Genomic DNA, 19,886 nt, shown 5'->3' with positions numbered 1-19,886 from the left:
CATCAAGCACCGGCCGGGACGCGGGCCCACCCGTCCACCGCCGGTCGACGCTGCCGGAGGTGCCCCATGAGTGCAGAGGCCGCCCACCCAGGAGCCGCCAGCCGCAGGCGTGGCCGCACCAGACTGGACCTCCGCAGGCTCGGCCGTGTCGCCCTGCTCGGTCCCGCGTCGCGGGACCGGCTGCCCGACGCGATCGGCCACGTCGCGGACGCCCACCGCGCCCACCACCCGGACGCCGACCTCTCCATCCTGCACAGGGCGTACGTGCTCGCCGAGTCGTCGCACCGCGGGCAGATGCGCAAGAGCGGCGAGCCGTACATCACCCATCCGCTCGCCGTGACGCTGATCCTCGCCGAACTCGGGGCCGAGACCACCACGTTGACCGCGGCGCTCCTGCACGACACCGTCGAAGACACCGATGTGACGCTCGACCAGGTCCGCACGGGGTTCGGCGAGGAGGTCTGCTTCCTCGTCGACGGTGTGACGAAACTGGAGAAGGTCGACTACGGCGCCGCCGCCGAACCCGAGACCTTCCGCAAGATGCTCGTCGCCACCGGCAACGACGTCCGGGTCATGTCGATCAAACTCGCGGACCGGCTGCACAACATGCGCACCCTCACCGTGATGCGCCCCGAGAAGCAGGCCCGGATCGCCCGGGTCACCCGGGACGTCCTGATCCCGCTCGCCGAACGGCTCGGCGTACAGGCCCTCAAGACCGAGCTGGAGGACCTGGTCTTCGCGATCCTCCACCCTGAGGAGTACGAGCACACGCGTGCCCTCATCGCGGCGGACGCCGCCGCGGGAGACCCGCTGGAGGCGATCGCGGAAGAGGTCAGGAAGGTGCTGCGGGAAGCCGGTCTGACCGCCGAGGTCCTCGTCAGGCCCCGCCACTTCGTCTCCGTCCACCGGACCAGGCTCAAACGCGGCGAACTGCGCGGCACGGACTTCGGACGGCTGCTGGTGCTCGTCACGGAGGACGCCGACTGCTACGGCGTACTGGGCGAGCTGCACACCTGCTTCACACCGGTGATCTCCGAGTTCAAGGACTTCATCGCTGCGCCCAAGTTCAACCTCTACCAGTCGCTGCACACCGCCGTCGCGAGCCCGGAAGGGGAAGTGGCCGAAGTCCTCATCCGTACGCACCGGATGCACAAGGTGGCGGAGGCGGGCGTCGTCGCCCTGGGCAACCCGTACGCGCCGACCGACGGCGCCGAGCCCGCCGTCGAGGGAGAGCGCGCGGACCCCACCCGGCCCGGCTGGCTCTCCCGGCTGCTGGAGTGGCAGGAGTCCACGCCCGACCCCGACACCTTCTGGACGTCCCTGCGCGCGGACCTCGCGCAGGACCGGGAGATCACCGTGTTCCGCTCGGACGGCGCCGCGCTGGGGCTGCCGGCCGGTGCGAGCTGCGTGGACGCGGCGTACGCGCAGCACGGCGAGGCGGCGCACCGCTGCATCGGCGCCCGGGTCAACGGCCGGCTGGCGACCCTCAGCACGGTGCTGAGCGACGGTGACACGGTGCAGCTGCTCCTCGCCCACGACATCGGCTCGGGCCCCTCGCCCGAGTGGCTCGACCACGTCCGTACGCCCGCCGCGCGGATCGCCATCACCCACTGGCTCTCCGCCCATCCGCAGGACGACCCGCCCGCTCCGGGAGGCCGGACGCCGGAGCCCAGGCCGGAGGCCGCCCCCCTGGCGCCCGCCATCGACGGCCTGCTGCCCAGGAGCGCCGAGAACGCCGTCGTGGATCTGCCCGACGCGACCGTACGGCTCGCCGGCTGCTGCACGCCCGTACCGCCCGACGCCGTCACCGGCTTCGCCGTGCGCGGCGGTGTCGTCACCGTGCACCGCGAGGAGTGCCCCGCGGCGGCCCGGATGCGGACGCGCGGACGGGAACCCGTGGGCGTGCGATGGCTGGCCACGGGCGACTGCCGGGTCACCCTGGTCGCCGAGTCCTTCGGGCGCCCCCGGCTCCTCGCCGACCTCACCGAAGCCATCGCCACCGCGGGCGCGGCGGTCGTCTCGGCCACCGTGGAGCCGCCGAGCGAGCAGCGCGTGCGGCACACGTACACCCTCCAGCTCCCCGATGCCGCGGGGCTTCCCGCGCTGATGCGCGCGATGCGCGAGGTGCCCGGCGTGTACGACGTGAGCCGCGCCCAGCGTCCCGCCACCGCTTGACCGAACGGGCCGCTCTTTCGAGTGGAGCGGCGCGTGCGGACACGGCACGCGCGGCGTGCGCTGGTAGCGGTAGGTCATGCTGCTCACCTCCCGGCGCCTGCGTGCCGCCCTGCTGGCCGCCGCCTCGGCCACCCTCGTCGCCGCGACGCTCCCCGCCCCCGCGCCGCCCGCGGCCCTCGGGATCGGCGATCCGCTCTTCCCCCACCTGGGCAACCCCGGGTACGACGTTCTCGCGTACGACATCTCCTTCACGTACCGCGGAGACAACAGGAAACCGCTGGACGCCGTCACGAAGATCGACGCGACGGCCACACAGCGGCTCGACCGGATCAATCTCGACTTCGCGTACGGCACCGTCGGATCGGTCGAGGTGAACGGCGAGCGCGCCACGTTCGCGACGGCGGAGGAGGACCTGGTCGTCACGCCCGCCGAGCCGGTGCTCCGGGGACGGCCGATGCGGATCGTGGTCCGGCACACCAGCGACCCCGACCCCAAGGGACGCGAGGACAGCGGCTGGGTGCGCACCCGCGACGGCCTGGCGATGGCGAACCAGGCCGACGCGGCGCACCGTGTCTTCCCGTGCAACGACCACCCCGCCGACAAGGCGCTCTTCACCTTCCGCGTCACCGTGCCCAAGGGCATGACGGCGGTCACCAACGGACTGCCGGCGGGAAAGCCCGGGAACCCCGGGAACACGGCCGGCGGCGCCACCTGGGCGTACCGGACCAGTCACCCCATGGCGACCGAACTCGCCCAGGTCTCCGTCGGCCGGTCGGCCGTCGTGCACAGAACCGGGCCGCACGGGCTGCCCGTACGCGATGTCGTGCCCACCGCGGAACGCGCGCGGCTCGAACCGTGGCTGAAGAAGACACCGGCGCACCTGAAGTGGATGGAGCGGCAGGTCGGCCGCTACCCCTTCGAGACGTACGGGGCGCTCATCGCCGACGCGGACACGGGATTCCAGCTGGAGACCCAGACGCTGTCGCTCTTCGAGCGCTCGCTGTTCACCCGTACCGAGCTGCCCGAGTGGTACGTCGACTCGATCATGGTGCACGAACTGGCGCACCAGTGGTTCGGCAACAGCGTCTCGCCGCGCTCCTGGTCCGACCTGTGGCTGAACGAAGGGCACGCCTCCTGGTACGAGGCGCGGTACGCCGAGGAACACGCCGAGCAGTCGCTGGAGGCGAGGATGCGCGAGGCGTACGCGCAGTCGGACGGGTGGCGGGCAGAGGGCGGCCCGCCCGCCGCTCCCCGCAGCCCCGCGCCGGGGCAGAAGGTCAGCCTCTTCAGGCCGGTCGTCTACGACGGCAGCGCACTGGTGCTGTACGCGCTGCGCCAGGAGATCGGTGAGGACGCCTTCGGGCAGCTGGAGCGGCGGTGGGTGCGGGACCACCGGGACGCCACCGCGACGACCGGTGACTTCACGAACCTCGCATCGCGGATCGCGGGGCGGGACCTGTCCGGTTTCTTCCACGCGTGGCTGTACGGGAAGAAGACGCCGGCGATGCCCGGGCATCGCGACTGGCGGAGCGGGCATAAACCGGAGTGACGGCCCGGGTCGCCCCGTGCCACTATCGACGGACCGGCGCGACGGGCCGGCGGCGCAGCCGGGACGGAGACCTCCTGACACTTCGGGAATCTTCCGGGCACATGACGCGTTGTGATCGGTGCAACCTACTTTTCTAGCGACGTAAGGATCCAATGACCTCCTCTTCTTCCGCTTCCAAGGACGCACAGAGCTTCACGGAGAACCTGACCGAGAGCCTTCGGGCCGATGCCCTGATGGAAGAGGACGTCGCCTGGAGCCACGAAGTCGACGGGGAGCGGGACGGCGACCAGTACGAGCGCTCGGACCGCGCGGCGCTCCGACGGGTGGCCGGCCTCTCCACCGAGCTCGAAGACGTCACCGAGGTCGAGTACCGGCAGCTGCGCCTTGAGCGTGTGGTGCTGGTCGGCGTCTGGACCTCCGGCACCGTGCAGGACGCCGAGAACTCGCTGGCCGAGCTGGCGGCTCTCGCGGAGACCGCGGGCGCCCTGGTGCTCGACGGCGTCGTGCAGCGCCGTGACAAGCCGGACCCGGCCACCTACATCGGCTCGGGCAAGGCGATCGAGCTGCGCGACATCGTGCTCGAGACCGGAGCCGACACCGTCGTCTGTGACGGTGAGCTCAGCCCCGGCCAGCTCATCCACCTCGAAGACGTCGTCAAGGTGAAGGTGGTCGACCGCACCGCCCTGATCCTGGACATCTTCGCCCAGCACGCCAAGTCCCGGGAGGGCAAGGCACAGGTCGCGCTCGCGCAGATGCAGTACATGCTGCCGCGACTGCGCGGCTGGGGTCAGTCGCTGTCCCGGCAGATGGGCGGCGCCGGTGCCGGCGGTGGCGGCGGCATGGCCACCCGTGGTCCCGGTGAGACCAAGATCGAGACCGACCGGCGCCGGATCCGCGAGAAGATGGCGAAGATGCGCCGGGAGATCGCGGAGATGAAGACCGGCCGCGACATCAAGCGCCAGGAGCGCAAGCGCAACAAGGTGCCTTCGGTCGCGATCGCCGGATACACGAACGCCGGAAAGTCCTCGCTGCTCAACCGCCTGACGGGCGCGGGCGTGCTGGTGGAGAACGCGCTGTTCGCCACCCTCGACCCGACCGTGCGCCGCGCGGAGACGCCCACCGGGCGGGTCTACACGCTCGCCGACACCGTCGGGTTCGTACGGCACCTGCCGCACCACCTCGTCGAGGCGTTCCGCTCCACCATGGAGGAGGTCGGCGACTCCGACCTCATCCTGCACGTGGTGGACGGTTCCCACCCGGCACCGGAGGAGCAGCTGGCGGCCGTACGCGAAGTGATCCGTGACGTCGGCGCGCTGGACGTGCCCGAGATCGTGGTGATCAACAAGGCGGACGCGGCGGACCCGGTCGTACTGCAGCGGCTGCTGCGCATCGAGCGTCACGCCATCGCTGTGTCGGCCCGTACGGGCGCGGGCATGGCGGAGCTGCTGGCGCTCATCGACTCCGAGCTGCCCCGGCCCGAGGTCGAGATCGAGGCACTCGTGCCGTACACGCAGGGCGGTCTGATCTCGCGGGCACACGCCGAGGGCGAGGTCATCTCCGAGGAGCACACCGGGGAGGGCACGCTCATCAAGGTGCGGGTGCACGAGGAGCTGGCGGCGGACCTGGCGCCGTACGTACCGGTGGCTCACTGACCGCGGCCGGGCCGTAGCGCGACCGTACGGCAACAGAGCACGGAGCAAGCCGAAGGCCCGCCCCCTCGTCGTGAGGGGGCGGGCCTTCGGGCTGCCCGGGGCCGCGCCCGGGGGAAGACCTACTGGTTGGCGAACTTCCTGCTCACCGAGTCGTAGATCCCCTTGGCCTCCTCGCCCAGGCGAGGACCGGCCAGCCAGCCGGCGGTCACCGGACCGATCGAGGTGTTGGAGACCAGCGCGGGCTTGCCGTCCCGGCCGAGAGCCGTCCAGCCGCCACCGGAGGAACCACCGGTCATGGTGCAGCCGATGCGGTACATCGTCGGGTCGCCGGTGCTGATGGACAGACGGCCCGGCTTGTCGGCGCACTCGAGCTGCTTCTGGCCGTCGAAGGGCGGGGCGGCCGGGTAGCCGGTGGCCGTCATGCTCGCGATCTCCGGCGCGGCCGGTGCGTCGAACTCCACCGGGAGGGCCGAACCGACCGTCTCCTCCAGGGACTTGCCGCCGCCCTTCTCCGGGGTGACGTGCAGTACGGCGAAGTCGTACGGGGCGCCTTCGCCGCCGGTCGGGCCGCCCTGGGCGATCCACTGGTCGGACGTCTGCGCCCAGTCGCCCCACCACACGCCGTGCGGGGTGATCTCGTCCCGGGGCGCGTCACCGATCTCGGCGGCCGGCCTGTCGGTGTTGTTGTACGACGGGACGAAGGCGATGTTGCGGTACCAGCCGCCCTTCTTGCCCGCGTGCACGCAGTGCCCGGCGGTCCACACCATGTTGGACTTGCCGGGATGCGCCGAGTCCTGGATGACGGTCGCGGAACAGACCATCGAGCCCTCGGGCCCGTCGAAGAAGAGCTTCCCGGCTTCGGGGGCGCTCGTGGTGTACGGGGTCTTCAAGGGCTGCGCCTGGACGGGCGCGGGCGTCGGGTCGGTGACCCCCTGGTCGCCGGAGATGTCATTGCCCACCGGCATGTCCGGCTGCTCCGCGTCCCGCATCCGGTCCGGGTCCCAGAGGTCCTCGATGATCGGGTTGATGTAGTCCTCGGCCTCGCGGAGCCAGTCGTCCCTGCTCCAGTCCTTCCAGGCGCCGCCCTTCCACTTGTCCAGGTCGACGCCGTGCTTCTTGAGCTCGTCCTTCAGGTGGTCGGGAATGACGATCTTGTCGTCGGCGGCCTGGCCGGCGGATGCGCTCGGCTCGCCGCCCGCGTTGTCCTCACTCGGCCCGCAGGCGGTGACGGTCAGGGCGAGGGCAGCGGCAAGCCCGACCGCAGCCCGTACAGGGGAGGTTCGGCGACGCGCGCTCCTCCCGCCACGTGCTGCGAAGGTCGGGCGAATGGGTCGCATGTCGTGATCCCCCCTGGGACTTCGAAATCTTCTTCGGCGAACTCTCTGCACATGCCGCCCACCCCGACGGCGGAGCTCCGGGGCCGGTGTGCGGACCCCACTATGCCGGTGCCGTCGAAGACGGCGCGCGGCAGGGCCGCGGTTCCCCCGACGTAAGGATCTTCCGATTGCCCGTGATCCCCCGGCGACACCGTCGTTGGTACGTACGGGGAACGCAGGGTCAGTGTTCAGCGCCGACGGGCAACGGACCTGCGGAGAACTGCGACAGAACCTTCACCGCGGGAGGACCGACAGACGTGACCGTGACCGAACCTGCCGCTGCGGTGCTGACTGCCGCGCACGAGGGGATCCTCCGTCGCCAGTCACTGCGTGAATCGGCGGCGCGCACCTACGCGCGGTCCCTGCCCATCGTCCCCGTACGGGCGCGCGGGCTGACGATCGAGGGGGCGGACGGGCGCCGGTACCTCGACTGCCTCTCGGGCGCCGGGACCCTGGCGCTCGGGCACAACCACCCCGTGGTCCTGGAAGCGATCAAGAAGGTCATCGACTCGGGGGCCCCGCTCCATGTGCTGGACCTCGCGACCCCCGTCAAGGACGCGTTCATCACCGAGCTGTTCGCGACCCTGCCGCGCGGACTCGCCGACGACGCGCGGATCCAGTTCTGCGGTCCCGCGGGTACGGACGCGGTCGAGGCCGCGCTCAAGCTCGTACGCACCGCCACCGGCCGCAGCGGACTGCTGTCCTTCACCGGGGCGTACCACGGCATGACGGCGGGTGCCCTCGACGCCTCGGGCGGTGCGCAGGACGTACGGGTGACACGCCTGCCCTATCCGTACGACTACCGGTGCCCCTTCGGGGTGGGCGGCGAGCGCGGCGCCGAACTCTCCGCCCGCTGGACCGAGAACCTCCTCGACGACCCGAAGGGCGGGGTGCCGTCCCCGGCCGGGATGATCCTCGAACCGGTACAGGGGGAGGGCGGCGTGATCCCCGCACCGGACGACTGGATGCGGCGCATGCGCGCGATCACGGCGGACCGCTCCATCCCGCTGATCGCCGACGAGGTGCAGACCGGAGTCGGCAGGACCGGCGCCTTCTGGGCGGTCGAGCACAGTGGCGTCGTGCCCGATGTGATGGTCATGTCCAAGGCCATCGGCGGCAGCCTCCCGCTGGCCGTCGTGGTCTACCGGTCCGACCTCGACGCCTGGGAGCCGGGTGCCCACGCCGGTACGTTCCGCGGCAACCAGCTCGCCATGGCGGCGGGCGCCGCCACCCTGGCGTACGTACGCGAGAACCGGCTCGCCGACCGCGCCGCCGTGCTCGGCGCACGCATGATGAGCCAGTTGCAGGGACTGGCCGCCGACCACCCCTGCATCGGGAACGTACGCGGCCGGGGGCTGATGATCGGCGTCGAGCTCGTCGACCCCGACGCCGGAAACCGTACGTCCGCGGGCGTCCCCCCGGCAGCGCCCGCCCTGGCCGCCGCAGTCCAGCAGGAGTGCCTGAAACGCGGGCTCATCGTCGAACTCGGCGGCCGTCACGCCGGCGTCGTACGCCTGCTGCCTCCCCTCACCCTCACCGATGAACAGGCCACGGCCGTCCTCGACCGTCTGGCCGACGCCCTGTCGGCCGCCGAGCGCTCCCCGTACCACCGGCAACAGACCGGGCTGTCGCACTGACCCCGGACCTCGTCACAAGGAAGACCCCCGTGAACCCCACTCCCGCATCCGATGCGTCCGAGGCCGAAGGCCCTTCCACCACCCACGACCGAGGACAGGGCGGTACGTGCGCCCGCCTCGTCGTCGACGAGGCCAAGGTGCCCCGGCAGAAGGGCGGCGACCACGGGGAACAGCGCACGCCGGGACCCGGCGCACGCCCGCAGGCCGCGGACGCGGACCTCCTCGACCACCCCGACCCGCACGCGGCAGCGGAGGCGGCAGCCGTCGAGAACCTGCTGCGCTGCTGGGTCCGGGAGAACGACATCACCGAGCCCCTCGGACCGGTCCTCCGCATCCCGCTCGACGCCAGCGGCACCGCGCTGCTCGTCCCCGTCCGCTACTGGTCGGCCACCGGATGGCACCGCTTCGGCATGCCGGTCCTGGAAGGCGGGCCGCAGAGCGCACCGCCCGTCGACGCCGTCACGGTCGCCGCCCTCCTGGGCCGCGAGGCGGGGCAGCGCGAAGGAGCGGACCTGGTGGGCCGGGTCGCCGACTCGGTGCGGCGCACCGCCGGGTTCATCGCCGCCCGCCGCCGGAGCCCCGGCCCCGCCGAAGAGGCGGACCTGTTCCTCAGCGCGGAGCAGTCCCTTCTCCTCGGGCATCCGCTGCACCCCACCCCCAAGAGCCGCGAAGGGCTCTCCGACGCCGAAGCGCTCCTGTACTCACCCGAGCTGTACGGCTCCTTTCCGCTGCACTGGATGGCTGTCGACCGGTCCGTACTCGCGGGGGACTCCGCCTGGACCGAACGTGGCCGTACCGTTCCCGTCGAGCAGCTCGCCGTCCGGCTGGCCGACGGCCTCCGACTGCCCGGCCACACGGTCCCCCTGCCCCTCCACCCCTGGCAGGCCCGCGAGCTCAGGCACCGGCCCGCCGTCGCGGCGCTCCTCGAGCAAGGTCTCCTCCACGACCTCGGCCCTCATGGCGCTCCGTGGCACCCCACCTCCTCCGTCCGCACCGTGCACCGCCCCGGTTCGCCCGCCATGCTCAAGCTTTCGCTCGGTGTACGCATCACCAACTCCCGTCGTGAGAACCTCCGCAAGGAACTCCGCCGCGGTGTCGAGGTCCACCGGCTGCTGCGCGGCGGACTGGCCGAGGAATGGCAGTCCGTCCACCCCGGCTTCGACATCGTCCGCGACCCGGCCTGGCTCGCCGTGGACACGGTGGACGGCGAACCGGTTCCGGGCTTCGACGCCCTGCTGCGCCACAACCCGTTCGGCTCCGGTGACGACGCCGTCTGCATCGCGGGCCTCACCGCTCCGAGGCCCTGGCCCGGCCGGGCCGGCATGTACTCCCGCCTCGCCGACATCGTCGCCCGTCTCGCCGCCCGCACCGGCCGGCCCACCGCGGCCGTCGCCGCCGAGTGGTTCCTGCGCTACCTCGACCACGTCGTGCGCCCGGTGCTCTGGCTGGACGGCACGGCAGGAGTCGCCCTGGAGGCCCATCAGCAGAACACCCTGGTCCTCCTCAACCCCGACGGCTGGCCCGTCGGCGGCCGCTACCGCGACAACCAGGGCTACTACTTCCGCGAATCCCACCGCGCCGGCCTCGAACGCCGTCTCCCCGGCATCGGCGCCACCAGCGACACCTTCGTCACCGACGCCGTCACCGACGAACGCTTCGCCTACTACCTCGGCATCAACAACGTCTTCGGCCTGATCGGAGCGTTCGGCGCCCAGCGGCTGGCCGACGAACGCGTCCTGATCGCCGCGTTCCGCCAGTTCCTCGGGAAGAACACCGCCCTCGGCTCCCCGCTGCCCGCACAACTCCTGGAGACCCCCAGCCTCCGCTGCAAGGCCAACCTGCTCACCCGGCTGCACGGCCTCGACGAGCTCGAAGGCCCGGTCGACACCCAGTCCGTCTACGTCACCATCGCCAACCCCCTTCGCACCTGAAGGAACACGCCCGCCCGAACTGCTGAGAGGAGCGTCGCCGTGCCTCCCCCCGATGCGAGCACCGACGCAGGAACCAACTCCGCTCCCCGCGCCGCATCCAGCACCGAGGACACCCTGGACCTGCGGCTGTCCGACGAACTCGTCGCGCTGTTCGGCGACGACGGCCCGGTGACCGGCCCCCCGGCCGCCGGCGGCGACCTCCTCGACACCCCCGCCGACTGGGGCCCCGTCACCACCCCCGCCGGGGTCTTCCAGCTCGTTCCCGTACGCGTCGAACGGGACCTGCCGCTCATCAGCCGGTGGATGAACGACCCGGCCGTCGCCGCCTTCTGGGAACTCGAAGGGCCGCAGGACGTGACCGCCGCCCACCTGCGCCCCCAGCTCGACGGCGACGGCCGCAGCGCACCCTGTCTCGGCGTACTGGCCGGCGTACCCATGAGTTACTGGGAGATCTACCGCGCCGACCTCGACCCGCTGGCCCGCCACTATCCGGCCCGCCCGCACGACACCGGGATCCACCTCCTCGTCGGCGGCGTCACGGACCGCGGCCGCGGCCTCGGCACCACCCTTCTCAGAGCCGTCGCCGACCTCGTCCTCGACAGCCGTCCCGCCTGTGCGCGGGTCGTCGCCGAACCGGACCTCCGCAACACCCCCTCCGTCTCTGCCTTCCTCCGGGCAGGCTTCCGCTTCTCCGCCGAACTCGACCTCCCCGACAAGCGAGCCGCACTCATGGTCCGTGAACGCACCCTGCGAAACCTGCTGTGAACCACCCGCTGCTTCTCATACACCACTCGTCCCGAATAGGTTCCACCCCGAGGAGTCCCCGTGCCGAAACCTGCCGCCGCCCATGATTTCGAGGACCCGCTTCCGCTGCTCGCTCCGCCCGAACTGAACCCCGGCACCTGGGACCTGGCAGCCCGCCGCCTCCTCGCCAAGATGCTCGGCGAGTTCGCGTACGAGGAGATCATCGAGCCGCTTCCGCAACCAGCCGGCGACCGCCACACCCTCCTGCTCGACGACGGCGGGATCCTCTCCTTCCGGGCCGGCCGCGGCGCCTACGGCAGCTGGCGGGTCGACCCCGACACGATCGAACTCCGCGACCACGCCGCCGACGCCGCAGGCCGCCTCTTCGGCGACCCCCTCCGCTTCCTCGTTCTCGCCCGCCGCCTCCTCGCCCTCGACGGCGCCACCCTCGGCCACCTCATCCGCGAGCTGAGCGCCACCCTCGCCGCCGACGCCCGCCTCGGTCACACCGCCCTGTCCGCGGCGCTCCTCGCCGACCTCGGATACGCGGAACTCGAAGGGCACCAGACCGGCCACCCCTGGCTCGTACTCAACAAGGGCCGCCTCGGCTTCTCCGCCGGCGACACCGCCCACTGGGCCCCCGAAGCCCGTACACCGGCCGCGCTCCCCTGGATCGCGGTCAGCACCGACCTCGCGGGCTACCGCGGAGTCCCCTTACTCGCCACGCCGGAGCGCCTCTACGCACGCGAACTCGACGCCTCCACCCGCGAGTCGTTCGCCACCGCGCTCCGTGCCCGCGGCCTGGATCCCCAGCGGTACCTCTACCTGCCCGTACACCCCTGGCAGTGGGACGAAGTGGTCCTGCCGCTCTTCGCACCCGCCGTCGCACAGGGCGCCATCGTGCCGCTCCCCACCGACGGCGATGTACGGCTGCCTCAGCAGTCCATCCGCACCTTCCTCAATACGAGCCGTCCCGACCGGCACACGGTCAAGCTGCCGCTCGCCGTCCTCAACACGCTTGTCTGGCGGGGACTGCCCACCGAGCGGACCCTGGCGGCGCCCGCCGTCACCGCCTGGGTGCACGGGCTGCGCGACGCCGACCCCTTCCTGAGCGACGAGTGCGGAGTGATCCTCCTCGGAGAGGTCGCCTCCGTGGCCGTCGCGCACCCCCTGTACGACGGCCTCCCCGAAGTCCCGTACCAGTACAAGGAACTGCTGGGCGCCATCTGGCGCGAGCCGCTCACCGGCCGCCTCGCGCCGGAAGAGCGCGCCCGCACGCTGGCCTCCCTGCTCTACACGGACCCCGAGGGCCGTGCCTTCACCGCGGAACTCGTCGCCCGCTCGGGTCTCACGCCCACCGCCTGGCTCAAGCGGCTCTTCGCCGCCCTGCTGCCCCCGCTGCTGCACTTCCTGTACCGCTACGGCACCGTCTTCTCCCCGCACGGCGAGAACGCCATCGTCGTCTTCGACGACCACGACATCCCGGTGCGCCTCGCCATCAAGGACTTCGTCGACGACGTGAACGTCAGCGCGCAGCGGCTGCCCGAGCACGACTCCATGCCCGACGACGTGCGCGAGGTCCTCCTCACCGAGCCCCCGGCCTTCCTCACGCAGTTCATCCATTCCGGCCTGTTCGTCGGTGTGTTCCGCTATCTGGCTCCCCTCTGCGAGGAACAACTGGGTGTTCCGGAGAATGAGTTCTGGTCACTCGTACGGGCCGAAATTCTGCGGCACCAGGCACGCTTTCCCGAGCTCAAGGACCGTTACGAGCTCTTCGACCTGCTCGTCCCGCGGATCGAGCGCCTCTGCCTCAACCGCAACCGTCTGCACCTCGACGGTTACCGCGACCGCCCCGGCCGCCCGCACGCGGCGGTGCACGGCACCGTCCCCAACCCCCTCCACCTGTCCTGATGAGCTCGCCGGTTGTGATCCAGGTGTGGAGCCGGGGTGTCAGTGGTGCCCCGTAGGCTGGTGGAGCTATGACGAAGCCCTCACTCCCCGAGCTCCTCCACGCCGCCGTCACTGCCGTCGGCGGCACGGAGCGGCCAGGCCAGGTCGCCATGACCGAGGCCGTGGCCGAAGCCATCGACGACAACGCCCACCTGCTCGTCCAGGCCGGCACCGGCACCGGAAAGTCCCTCGGCTATCTGGTGCCGGCCCTGGCACACGGCGAGCGCGTCGTGGTGGCGACGGCGACCCTGGCCCTGCAGCGCCAGCTCGTGGAGCGTGATCTTCCGCGTACGGTCGAGGCGCTGCATCCACTGCTGCGCAGGCGTCCCGAGTTCGCCATGCTCAAGGGGCGCTCGAACTACCTCTGCCTGCACCGGCTCCACGAGGGCGTGCCGCAGGAAGAGGAGGACGGCCTCTTCGACCAGTTCGAAGCCGCCGCTCCCACCAGCAAGCTCGGCCAGGACCTGCTGCGCATGCGCGACTGGGCGGACGAGACGGAGACGGGCGACCGCGACGACCTCACCCCCGGTGTCTCCGACCGTGCCTGGGGCCAGGTGTCCGTCTCCTCCCGCGAATGCCTCGGTGCGTCGAAATGCGCGTACGGAGCGGAATGCTTCGCGGAGGCGGCCCGTGAGCGCGCCAAGCTCGCCGATGTCGTCGTGACCAACCACGCCCTCCTCGCCATCGACGCCATCGAGGGCGCGCCCGTGCTCCCGCAGCACGAGGTGCTGATCGTCGACGAGGCGCACGAACTGGTCTCACGGGTGACCGGCGTCGCGACCGGCGAGCTCAGCCCCGGGCAGGTCAACCGGGCCGTCCGCCGTGCGGCCAAGCTCGTCGACGAGAAGGTCGCCGACGCCCTCCAGACGGCCGCGGAGTCCTTCGAGCGGCTGATGGAGCTCGCGCTTCCCGGACGCCTCGAAGAGATCCCGGAAGACCTCGGGTACGCCCTCATGGCACTGCGCGACGCCGCCCGTAACGTCATCTCGGCCATCGGCTCGACCCGGGACAAGTCCGTCCAGGACGAGGACGCCGTCCGCAAGCAGGCGCTCGCGGCCGTCGAGAGCATTCACGGCGTCGCCGAGCGGATCGCCAACGGTTCCGAGTACGACGTCGTCTGGTTCGAGCGGCACGACCGTTACGGGGCCTCCCTGCGCGTCGCCCCGCTCTCCGTGTCGGGACTGCTGCGCGAGAAGCTCTTCAGCGAGCGCTCCGTCGTCCTGACCTCCGCCACCCTCAAGCTCGGCGGCGACTTCAACGGCGTGGGCGCCTCGCTCGGCCTGTCCCCGGAGGGTGTGGAGGGGGAGGACGTCCCGGCCTGGAAGGGGCTCGATGTCGGCTCGCCCTTCGACTATCCGAAGCAGGGCATTCTGTACGTCGCCCGGCAGCTGGCCACACCGGGCCGCGAGGGGTCGCGGGGCGACATGATGGACGAACTCGCCGAGCTGATCGAGGCCGCCGGAGGCCGCACGCTGGGCCTCTTCTCCTCCATGCGGGCCGCCAAAGCGGCGGCCGAGGAACTGCGTGGCCGGCTCGGCATGCCGATCCTGCTCCAGGGTGAGGAAACGCTCGGTGAGCTGATCAAGTCCTTCGCGGCCGACCCGGAGACCTGTCTCTTCGGCACGCTGTCTCTCTGGCAGGGCGTCGATGTGCCCGGACCGAGCTGTCAGCTCGTCGTCATGGACCGGATCCCCTTCCCCCGCCCCGACGACCCGCTGATGAGCGCGCGGCAGAAGGCGGTAGAGGAAGCCGGGGGCAACGGTTTCATGGCCGTCGCAGCGACCCACGCGGCGCTGCTGATGGCCCAGGGCGCGGGACGGCTCGTACGGGCCACGGGGGATCGCGGTGTCGTCGCCGTACTCGACCCGAGGCTGGCCAATGCGCGCTACGGCAGCTACCTGCGGGCGTCCCTGCCGGACTTCTGGTACACCACGGACCGTAATCAGGTGCGCCGCTCACTCGCCGCGATCAACGCCGCGGCCGAGGCCGAAGGGAAGTAGCGGCGGCGGTTCGGCCGTAAAAGAAGCAGGCCCCCGGAACCGGCGCAGTGGGTTCCAGGGGCCCGGTCTTCGACCGCGAGGTGTCACACCCGCCGCAGTACCGCCACGACCTTGCCGAGAATGGTCGCTTCGTCGCCGGGGATCGGCTGGTAGGCGGCGTTGTGCGGGAGCAGCCACACCTGGCCGTCCTCGCGCTTGAACCGCTTCACCGTTGCCTCGCCGTCCAGCATCGCGGCCACGATGTCGCCGTTCTCGGCGACCGGCTGGCGGCGTACCGTCACCCAGTCGCCGTCACAGATCGCCGCTTCGATCATCGAGTCGCCGACGACCTTGAGGACGAACAGCTCACCGTCCCCCACGAGCTGCCGGGGAAGCGGAAAGACGTCCTCCACCGACTCCTCGGCGAGGATCGGGCCGCCGGCCGCGATCCGGCCGACGAGGGGAACGTAGGACGCGGCGGGCTTGCCGGCCGTGTCGGTGGGCTGGGCGCTGGGCTGGTCCGAGCCCCGCACCTCGTACGCCCGGGGGCGGTGCGGGTCGCGGCGCAGGAACCCCTTGCGCTCGAGAGCCATCAGCTGATGAGCCACGGAAGAGGTACTGGAGAGGCCCACCGCCTGACCGATCTCGCGCATGGACGGGGGGTATCCTCGCCGTTGCACCGAGTCCCTGATGACCTCGATGACCCGTCGTTGCCGATCGGTGAGGCCGGAACTGTCCGCCCGGATTCCTGGAGGCCGGCCGGGCAGCGAGCGTGAGGGCTTGGAGCCCTCGGGGTGTGTGGCTGCTGCTTCATTCATGGCATGCACCGGCTCGAGTCGGCTCTGGGAGCGGTCCTGGGCAGCGATAGTTGCACTGTCAGCGGTCGTGGTCACGTCGGCCCCTCTCGAGATGTTCTCTCCCTGGCTGGACAACGGTAGTTGCTTTCGAAAGGTTGCGCCAAACACACGTTCGAGTGAAAAAGCGCAAAATGCTTTACTGGAATGTGCGACGGGGTGTATGCGGGGCCATTTCGAACCGAATGGCAATTCGGGTCATCACGGTAACCTCCGCCGTCGGGACGGGGGCGGCCGGGCGCGGTTCCCAGCGTGTCGCCCGCCGGTCGTCACCCGCCGGCGCACGACACGCGCGGAGAGTGAAAACGCGCCCGGACCCCAGATCTAGTGGTTGCATGGCCGCGGCCGCCCACAAGTTGTGGTCCCTGGTCCGCCGGGAGTTCGGCCATCGCCTATGCTGGTGGCTGCTTCGAAGGGCCCTCCGTGGGGCCGGCGAGGCTATTCAGTCGTACTGCGAGGGAGGGTTGGGTTCCATGCACTGTCCCTTCTGCAGGCACCCGGACAGCCGTGTCGTCGACAGTCGCACCACCGACGACGGAACCTCGATCCGCAGGCGCCGCCAGTGCCCCGACTGCTCCCGCCGTTTTACGACGGTGGAGACCGCCTCGCTGATGGTGATCAAGCGCAGCGGAGTCACCGAGCCTTTCAGCCGCACCAAGGTCATTTCCGGCGTGCGCAAGGCCTGCCAGGGGCGGCCGGTCACCGAGGACGCCCTCGCCAAGCTCGGCCAGCGGGTCGAGGAGGCGGTGCGCGCCACCGGCAGCGCCGAGCTGACGACCCACGACGTGGGGCTGGCCATACTCGGCCCACTGCAGGAACTCGATCTCGTCGCGTACCTGCGCTTCGCGTCCGTGTACCGGGCGTTCGATTCACTCGAAGACTTCGAGGCCGCCATCGCGGAGCTCCGCGAAGAGCGGCCGCCGGCAAGTGATTGCGACTGCGGGCCCGGCGTGACCCCCGAGGTCCCCGTGCCCGCCGCTGCCGCCGACTGACCGGCCGGCGGACAGACCAGACCTGTTCCGGCCGCTCTTCGCGGCGTCCGGAACATCAGACACACCACGTGCCCCGGGAAGAACTGGGCACGTCAGAGCGTTTTTGTACGTATATGGGAGGCGGCATGACAGAGACGGCGAGCGGCCCGGCACGAGGTTCCCGCACCAAGGGATCCAAGGCGGCTGTGGCTCGACAGGGCCTGCGCATCGAGCGCATCCACACCACGCCCGGCGTGCATCCGTACGACGAGGTGGTCTGGGAGCGTCGTGACGTCGTCATGACCAACTGGCGCGACGGCTCGGTCAATTTCGAGCAGCGTGGCGTCGAGTTCCCCGACTTCTGGTCGGTGAACGCGGTCAACATCGTCACCAGCAAGTATTTCCGCGGAGCCGTCGGTACGCCGCAGCGCGAGACCGGTCTGCGCCAGCTGATCGACCGGATCGTGAAGACGTACCGGAAGGCCGGTGAGGAATACAACTACTTCGCCTCTCCCGCTGACGCCGAGATCTTCGAGCACGAGCTGGCCTACGCCCTCCTGCACCAGATCTTCAGCTTCAACTCGCCGGTCTGGTTCAACGTCGGTACGCCCCAGCCGCAGCAGGTCTCCGCCTGCTTCATCCTGGCCGTCGACGACTCCATGGAGTCGATCCTCGACTGGTACAAGGAAGAGGGCATGATCTTCAAGGGCGGTTCCGGCGCCGGCCTGAACCTCTCCCGCATCCGCTCCTCCAAGGAGCTCCTCTCCTCCGGCGGCAACGCCTCCGGTCCGGTCTCCTTCATGCGGGGCGCCGACGCCTCCGCAGGAACGATCAAGTCGGGCGGCGCCACCCGCCGCGCGGCCAAGATGGTCGTGCTCGACGTCGACCACCCCGACATCGAGGACTTCATCGAGACCAAGGTGAAGGAGGAGGAGAAGATCCGCGCCCTGCGTGACGCGGGCTTCGACATGGACCTGGGCGGCGACGACATCACGTCCGTCCAGTACCAGAACGCCAACAACTCGGTACGCGTGAACGACGAGTTCATGCACGCGGTCGAGGCCGGTGGCAAGTTCGGCCTCCGCGCCCGCATGACGGGTGAGGTCATCGAGGAGGTCGACGCCAAGTCGCTCTTCCGCAAGATGGCCGAGGCCGCCTGGGCCTGCGCCGACCCCGGCATCCAGTACGACGACACCATCAACAACTGGCACACCTGCCCCGAGTCCGGCCGGATCACCGCGTCGAACCCGTGCAGCGAGTACATGCACCTGGACAACACCTCGTGCAACCTGGCCTCGCTGAACCTGATGAAGTTCCTCAAGGACGACGGCAAGGGCAACCAGTCCTTCGAGTCCGAGCGCTTCGCCAAGGTCGTCGAGCTCGTCATCACCGCGATGGACATCTCCATCTGCTTCGCGGACTTCCCCACCGAGAAGATCGGTGAGAACACCCGCGCCTTCCGCCAGCTCGGCATCGGTTACGCGAACCTCGGCGCCCTGCTCATGGCGACCGGCCACGCGTACGACAGTGACGGCGGCCGCTCGCTCGCCGGCGCCATCACCTCGCTGATGACGGGTACGTCGTACCGGCGCTCCGCCGAACTGGCCGCGGTCGTCGGCCCGTACGACGGTTACGCCCGCAACGCCGAGCCCCACCTGCGCGTCATGAAGCAGCACTCCGACGCCAACGCCACGGCCCCGCGCGTCGACGACCTGGACTCGCCGATCTGGGCGGCCGCCACGGAGTCCTGGCAGGACGTGCTCCGCCTCGGCGAGAAGAACGGCTTCCGCAACGCGCAGGCCTCGGTCATCGCGCCCACCGGCACCATCGGTCTCGCGATGTCCTGCGACACCACCGGTCTCGAGCCCGACCTCGCCCTGGTCAAGTTCAAGAAGCTGGTCGGCGGCGGCTCGATGCAGATCGTCAACGGCACGGTGCCGCAGGCGCTGCGCCGCCTGGGCTACCAGGAGGAGCAGATCGAGGCGATCGTCGCCCACATCGCCGAGCACGGCAATGTGATCGACGCCCCCGGCCTCAAGCACGAGCACTACGAGGTCTTCGACTGCGCGATGGGCGAGCGTTCCATCTCCGCGATGGGCCACGTCCGCATGATGGCGGCCATCCAGCCGTGGATCTCCGGTGCGCTCTCCAAGACGGTGAACCTGCCGGAGACGGCCAGCGTCGAGGACGTCGAAGAGGTCTACTTCGAGGCGTGGAAGATGGGCGTCAAGGCGCTCGCGATCTACCGCGACAACTGCAAGGTCGGCCAGCCCCTCTCCGCCAAGAAGAAGGACGTCAAGGCCGAGGTCACGGAGAAGACCGAGGAGACGATCCGCGCCGCGGTCGAGAAGGTCGTCGAGTACCGCCCGGTGCGCAAGCGTCTTCCGAAGGGCCGCCCGGGGATCACCACTTCCTTCACGGTGGGTGGTGCCGAGGGTTACATGACCGCCAATTCCTACCCGGACGACGGTCTCGGCGAGGTCTTCCTGAAGATGTCCAAGCAGGGCTCGACCCTCGCGGGCATGATGGACGCCTTCTCGATCGCCGTCTCGGTCGGTCTGCAGTACGGCGTCCCGCTGGAGACGTACGTCTCGAAGTTCACCAACATGCGCTTCGAGCCGGCCGGCATGACGGACGACCCCGACGTGCGGATGGCGCAGTCGATCGTCGACTACATCTTCCGCCGCCTGGCGCTGGACTTCCTGCCCTTCGAGACCCGTTCGGCGCTCGGCATCCACTCCGCCGATGAGCGCCAGCGTCACCTGGAGACCGGTTCGTACGAGCCGTCGATGGAGGACGACGACGTCGACGTCGAGGGCCTGGCCCAGTCGGCCCCGCGTCAGACGGAGACGCCGAAGCCGGTCGCCGCCCCGAAGGCGGAGGCCGTGCCGGAGCAGAAGCAGGCGCACACCTCGGCGGAACTCGTCGAGATGCAGCTCGGCATCAGCGCCGACGCGCCGCTGTGCTTCTCGTGCGGTACGAAGATGCAGCGCGCGGGCAGCTGCTACATCTGCGAGGGCTGCGGCTCGACCAGCGGCTGCAGCTGACCGGCCGGTAGGCGACAGATG

Annotated in this window: 12 protein-coding genes; 10 read left to right on the top strand and 2 right to left on the bottom strand. The window is 70.5% G+C overall.

Annotated elements, in window-relative coordinates:
* Positions 1-66 precede the first annotated feature (66 nt).
* From ACWD0Y_RS12155 to hflX, 3 genes are all read left to right on the top strand, one after another.
* Complete coding sequence (locus ACWD0Y_RS12155) at positions 67-2,175, top strand: RelA/SpoT family protein (protein ID WP_450260261.1); 2,109 nt, start codon at positions 67-69, stop codon at positions 2,173-2,175.
* A gap of 76 nt (positions 2,176-2,251) precedes the next feature.
* Complete coding sequence (locus tag ACWD0Y_RS12150) at positions 2,252-3,724, top strand: M1 family metallopeptidase (RefSeq protein ID WP_450260260.1); 1,473 nt, start codon at positions 2,252-2,254, stop codon at positions 3,722-3,724.
* Positions 3,725-3,876: 152 nt separating this feature from the next.
* The gene (hflX, locus tag ACWD0Y_RS12145) at positions 3,877-5,376 is read left to right on the top strand and encodes a GTPase HflX (RefSeq protein ID WP_093798673.1); all 1,500 of its coding nucleotides are present in this window, start codon (positions 3,877-3,879) and stop codon (positions 5,374-5,376) included.
* A 119-nt stretch (positions 5,377-5,495) separates the two neighbouring features.
* Here the strand turns inward: hflX and ACWD0Y_RS12140 are convergent, their stop codons facing one another.
* Positions 5,496-6,713: a trypsin-like serine peptidase gene (locus ACWD0Y_RS12140; RefSeq protein WP_450260259.1), complete on the bottom strand. Its 1,218-nt coding sequence runs from the start codon at positions 6,711-6,713 to the stop codon at positions 5,496-5,498.
* Positions 6,714-7,009: 296 nt separating this feature from the next.
* Here ACWD0Y_RS12140 and ACWD0Y_RS12135 point away from each other — a divergent pair, with 296 nt between their 5' ends.
* The 5 genes from ACWD0Y_RS12135 (at position 7,010) to ACWD0Y_RS12115 (ending at position 15,014) form a co-directional block, all read left to right on the top strand.
* Positions 7,010-8,389 carry a diaminobutyrate--2-oxoglutarate transaminase gene (locus tag ACWD0Y_RS12135; protein WP_450260258.1) on the top strand — a complete coding sequence of 460 codons (1,380 nt, stop codon included), beginning with the start codon at positions 7,010-7,012 and terminating at the stop codon, positions 8,387-8,389.
* A 29-nt stretch (positions 8,390-8,418) separates the two neighbouring features.
* On the top strand, positions 8,419-10,320 hold the full coding sequence (locus tag ACWD0Y_RS12130; protein ID WP_450260257.1) for an IucA/IucC family protein: 1,902 nt from the start codon (positions 8,419-8,421) through the stop codon (positions 10,318-10,320).
* 39 nt (positions 10,321-10,359) lie between these two features.
* On the top strand, positions 10,360-11,085 hold the full coding sequence (locus ACWD0Y_RS12125; RefSeq protein WP_450260256.1) for a GNAT family N-acetyltransferase: 726 nt from the start codon (positions 10,360-10,362) through the stop codon (positions 11,083-11,085).
* A gap of 60 nt (positions 11,086-11,145) precedes the next feature.
* The gene (locus tag ACWD0Y_RS12120; RefSeq protein WP_450260255.1) at positions 11,146-12,975 is read left to right on the top strand and encodes an IucA/IucC family protein; all 1,830 of its coding nucleotides are present in this window, start codon (positions 11,146-11,148) and stop codon (positions 12,973-12,975) included.
* A gap of 68 nt (positions 12,976-13,043) precedes the next feature.
* Complete coding sequence (locus tag ACWD0Y_RS12115; RefSeq protein ID WP_450260254.1) at positions 13,044-15,014, top strand: ATP-dependent DNA helicase; 1,971 nt, start codon at positions 13,044-13,046, stop codon at positions 15,012-15,014.
* An 83-nt stretch (positions 15,015-15,097) separates the two neighbouring features.
* Here the strand turns inward: ACWD0Y_RS12115 and lexA are convergent, their stop codons facing one another.
* Complete coding sequence (gene lexA / locus ACWD0Y_RS12110; RefSeq protein WP_093798667.1) at positions 15,098-15,886, bottom strand: transcriptional repressor LexA; 789 nt, start codon at positions 15,884-15,886, stop codon at positions 15,098-15,100.
* A 434-nt stretch (positions 15,887-16,320) separates the two neighbouring features.
* Here lexA and nrdR point away from each other — a divergent pair, with 434 nt between their 5' ends.
* Entirely contained in the window at positions 16,321-16,839 is a 519-nt protein-coding gene (gene nrdR / locus ACWD0Y_RS12105) for a transcriptional regulator NrdR (RefSeq protein WP_450260253.1), read from the top strand.
* A 125-nt stretch (positions 16,840-16,964) separates the two neighbouring features.
* Positions 16,965-19,865 carry a vitamin B12-dependent ribonucleotide reductase gene (locus ACWD0Y_RS12100; protein WP_450260252.1) on the top strand — a complete coding sequence of 967 codons (2,901 nt, stop codon included), beginning with the start codon at positions 16,965-16,967 and terminating at the stop codon, positions 19,863-19,865.
* The last annotated feature ends 21 nt before the right edge of the window (positions 19,866-19,886 follow it).

Source organism: Streptomyces altiplanensis (assembly GCF_053591575.1).
This window is presented reverse-complemented; position numbering and strand designations above follow the sequence as displayed.

Excerpts from the sequence above, each read along its gene's own strand:
- ACWD0Y_RS12150 (WP_450260260.1), top strand. The coding sequence starts at position 2,252 with ATGCTGCTCACCTCCCGGCGCCTGCGTGCCGCCCTGCTGGCCGCCGCC.
- ACWD0Y_RS12100 (WP_450260252.1), top strand. The coding sequence starts at position 16,965 with ATGACAGAGACGGCGAGCGGCCCGGCACGAGGTTCCCGCACCAAGGGA.
- ACWD0Y_RS12140 (WP_450260259.1), bottom strand. The coding sequence starts at position 6,713 with ATGCGACCCATTCGCCCGACCTTCGCAGCACGTGGCGGGAGGAGCGCG.
- ACWD0Y_RS12115 (WP_450260254.1), top strand. The coding sequence starts at position 13,044 with ATGACGAAGCCCTCACTCCCCGAGCTCCTCCACGCCGCCGTCACTGCC.
- nrdR (WP_450260253.1), top strand. The coding sequence starts at position 16,321 with ATGCACTGTCCCTTCTGCAGGCACCCGGACAGCCGTGTCGTCGACAGT.
- ACWD0Y_RS12155 (WP_450260261.1), top strand. The coding sequence starts at position 67 with ATGAGTGCAGAGGCCGCCCACCCAGGAGCCGCCAGCCGCAGGCGTGGC.
- hflX (WP_093798673.1), top strand. The coding sequence starts at position 3,877 with ATGACCTCCTCTTCTTCCGCTTCCAAGGACGCACAGAGCTTCACGGAG.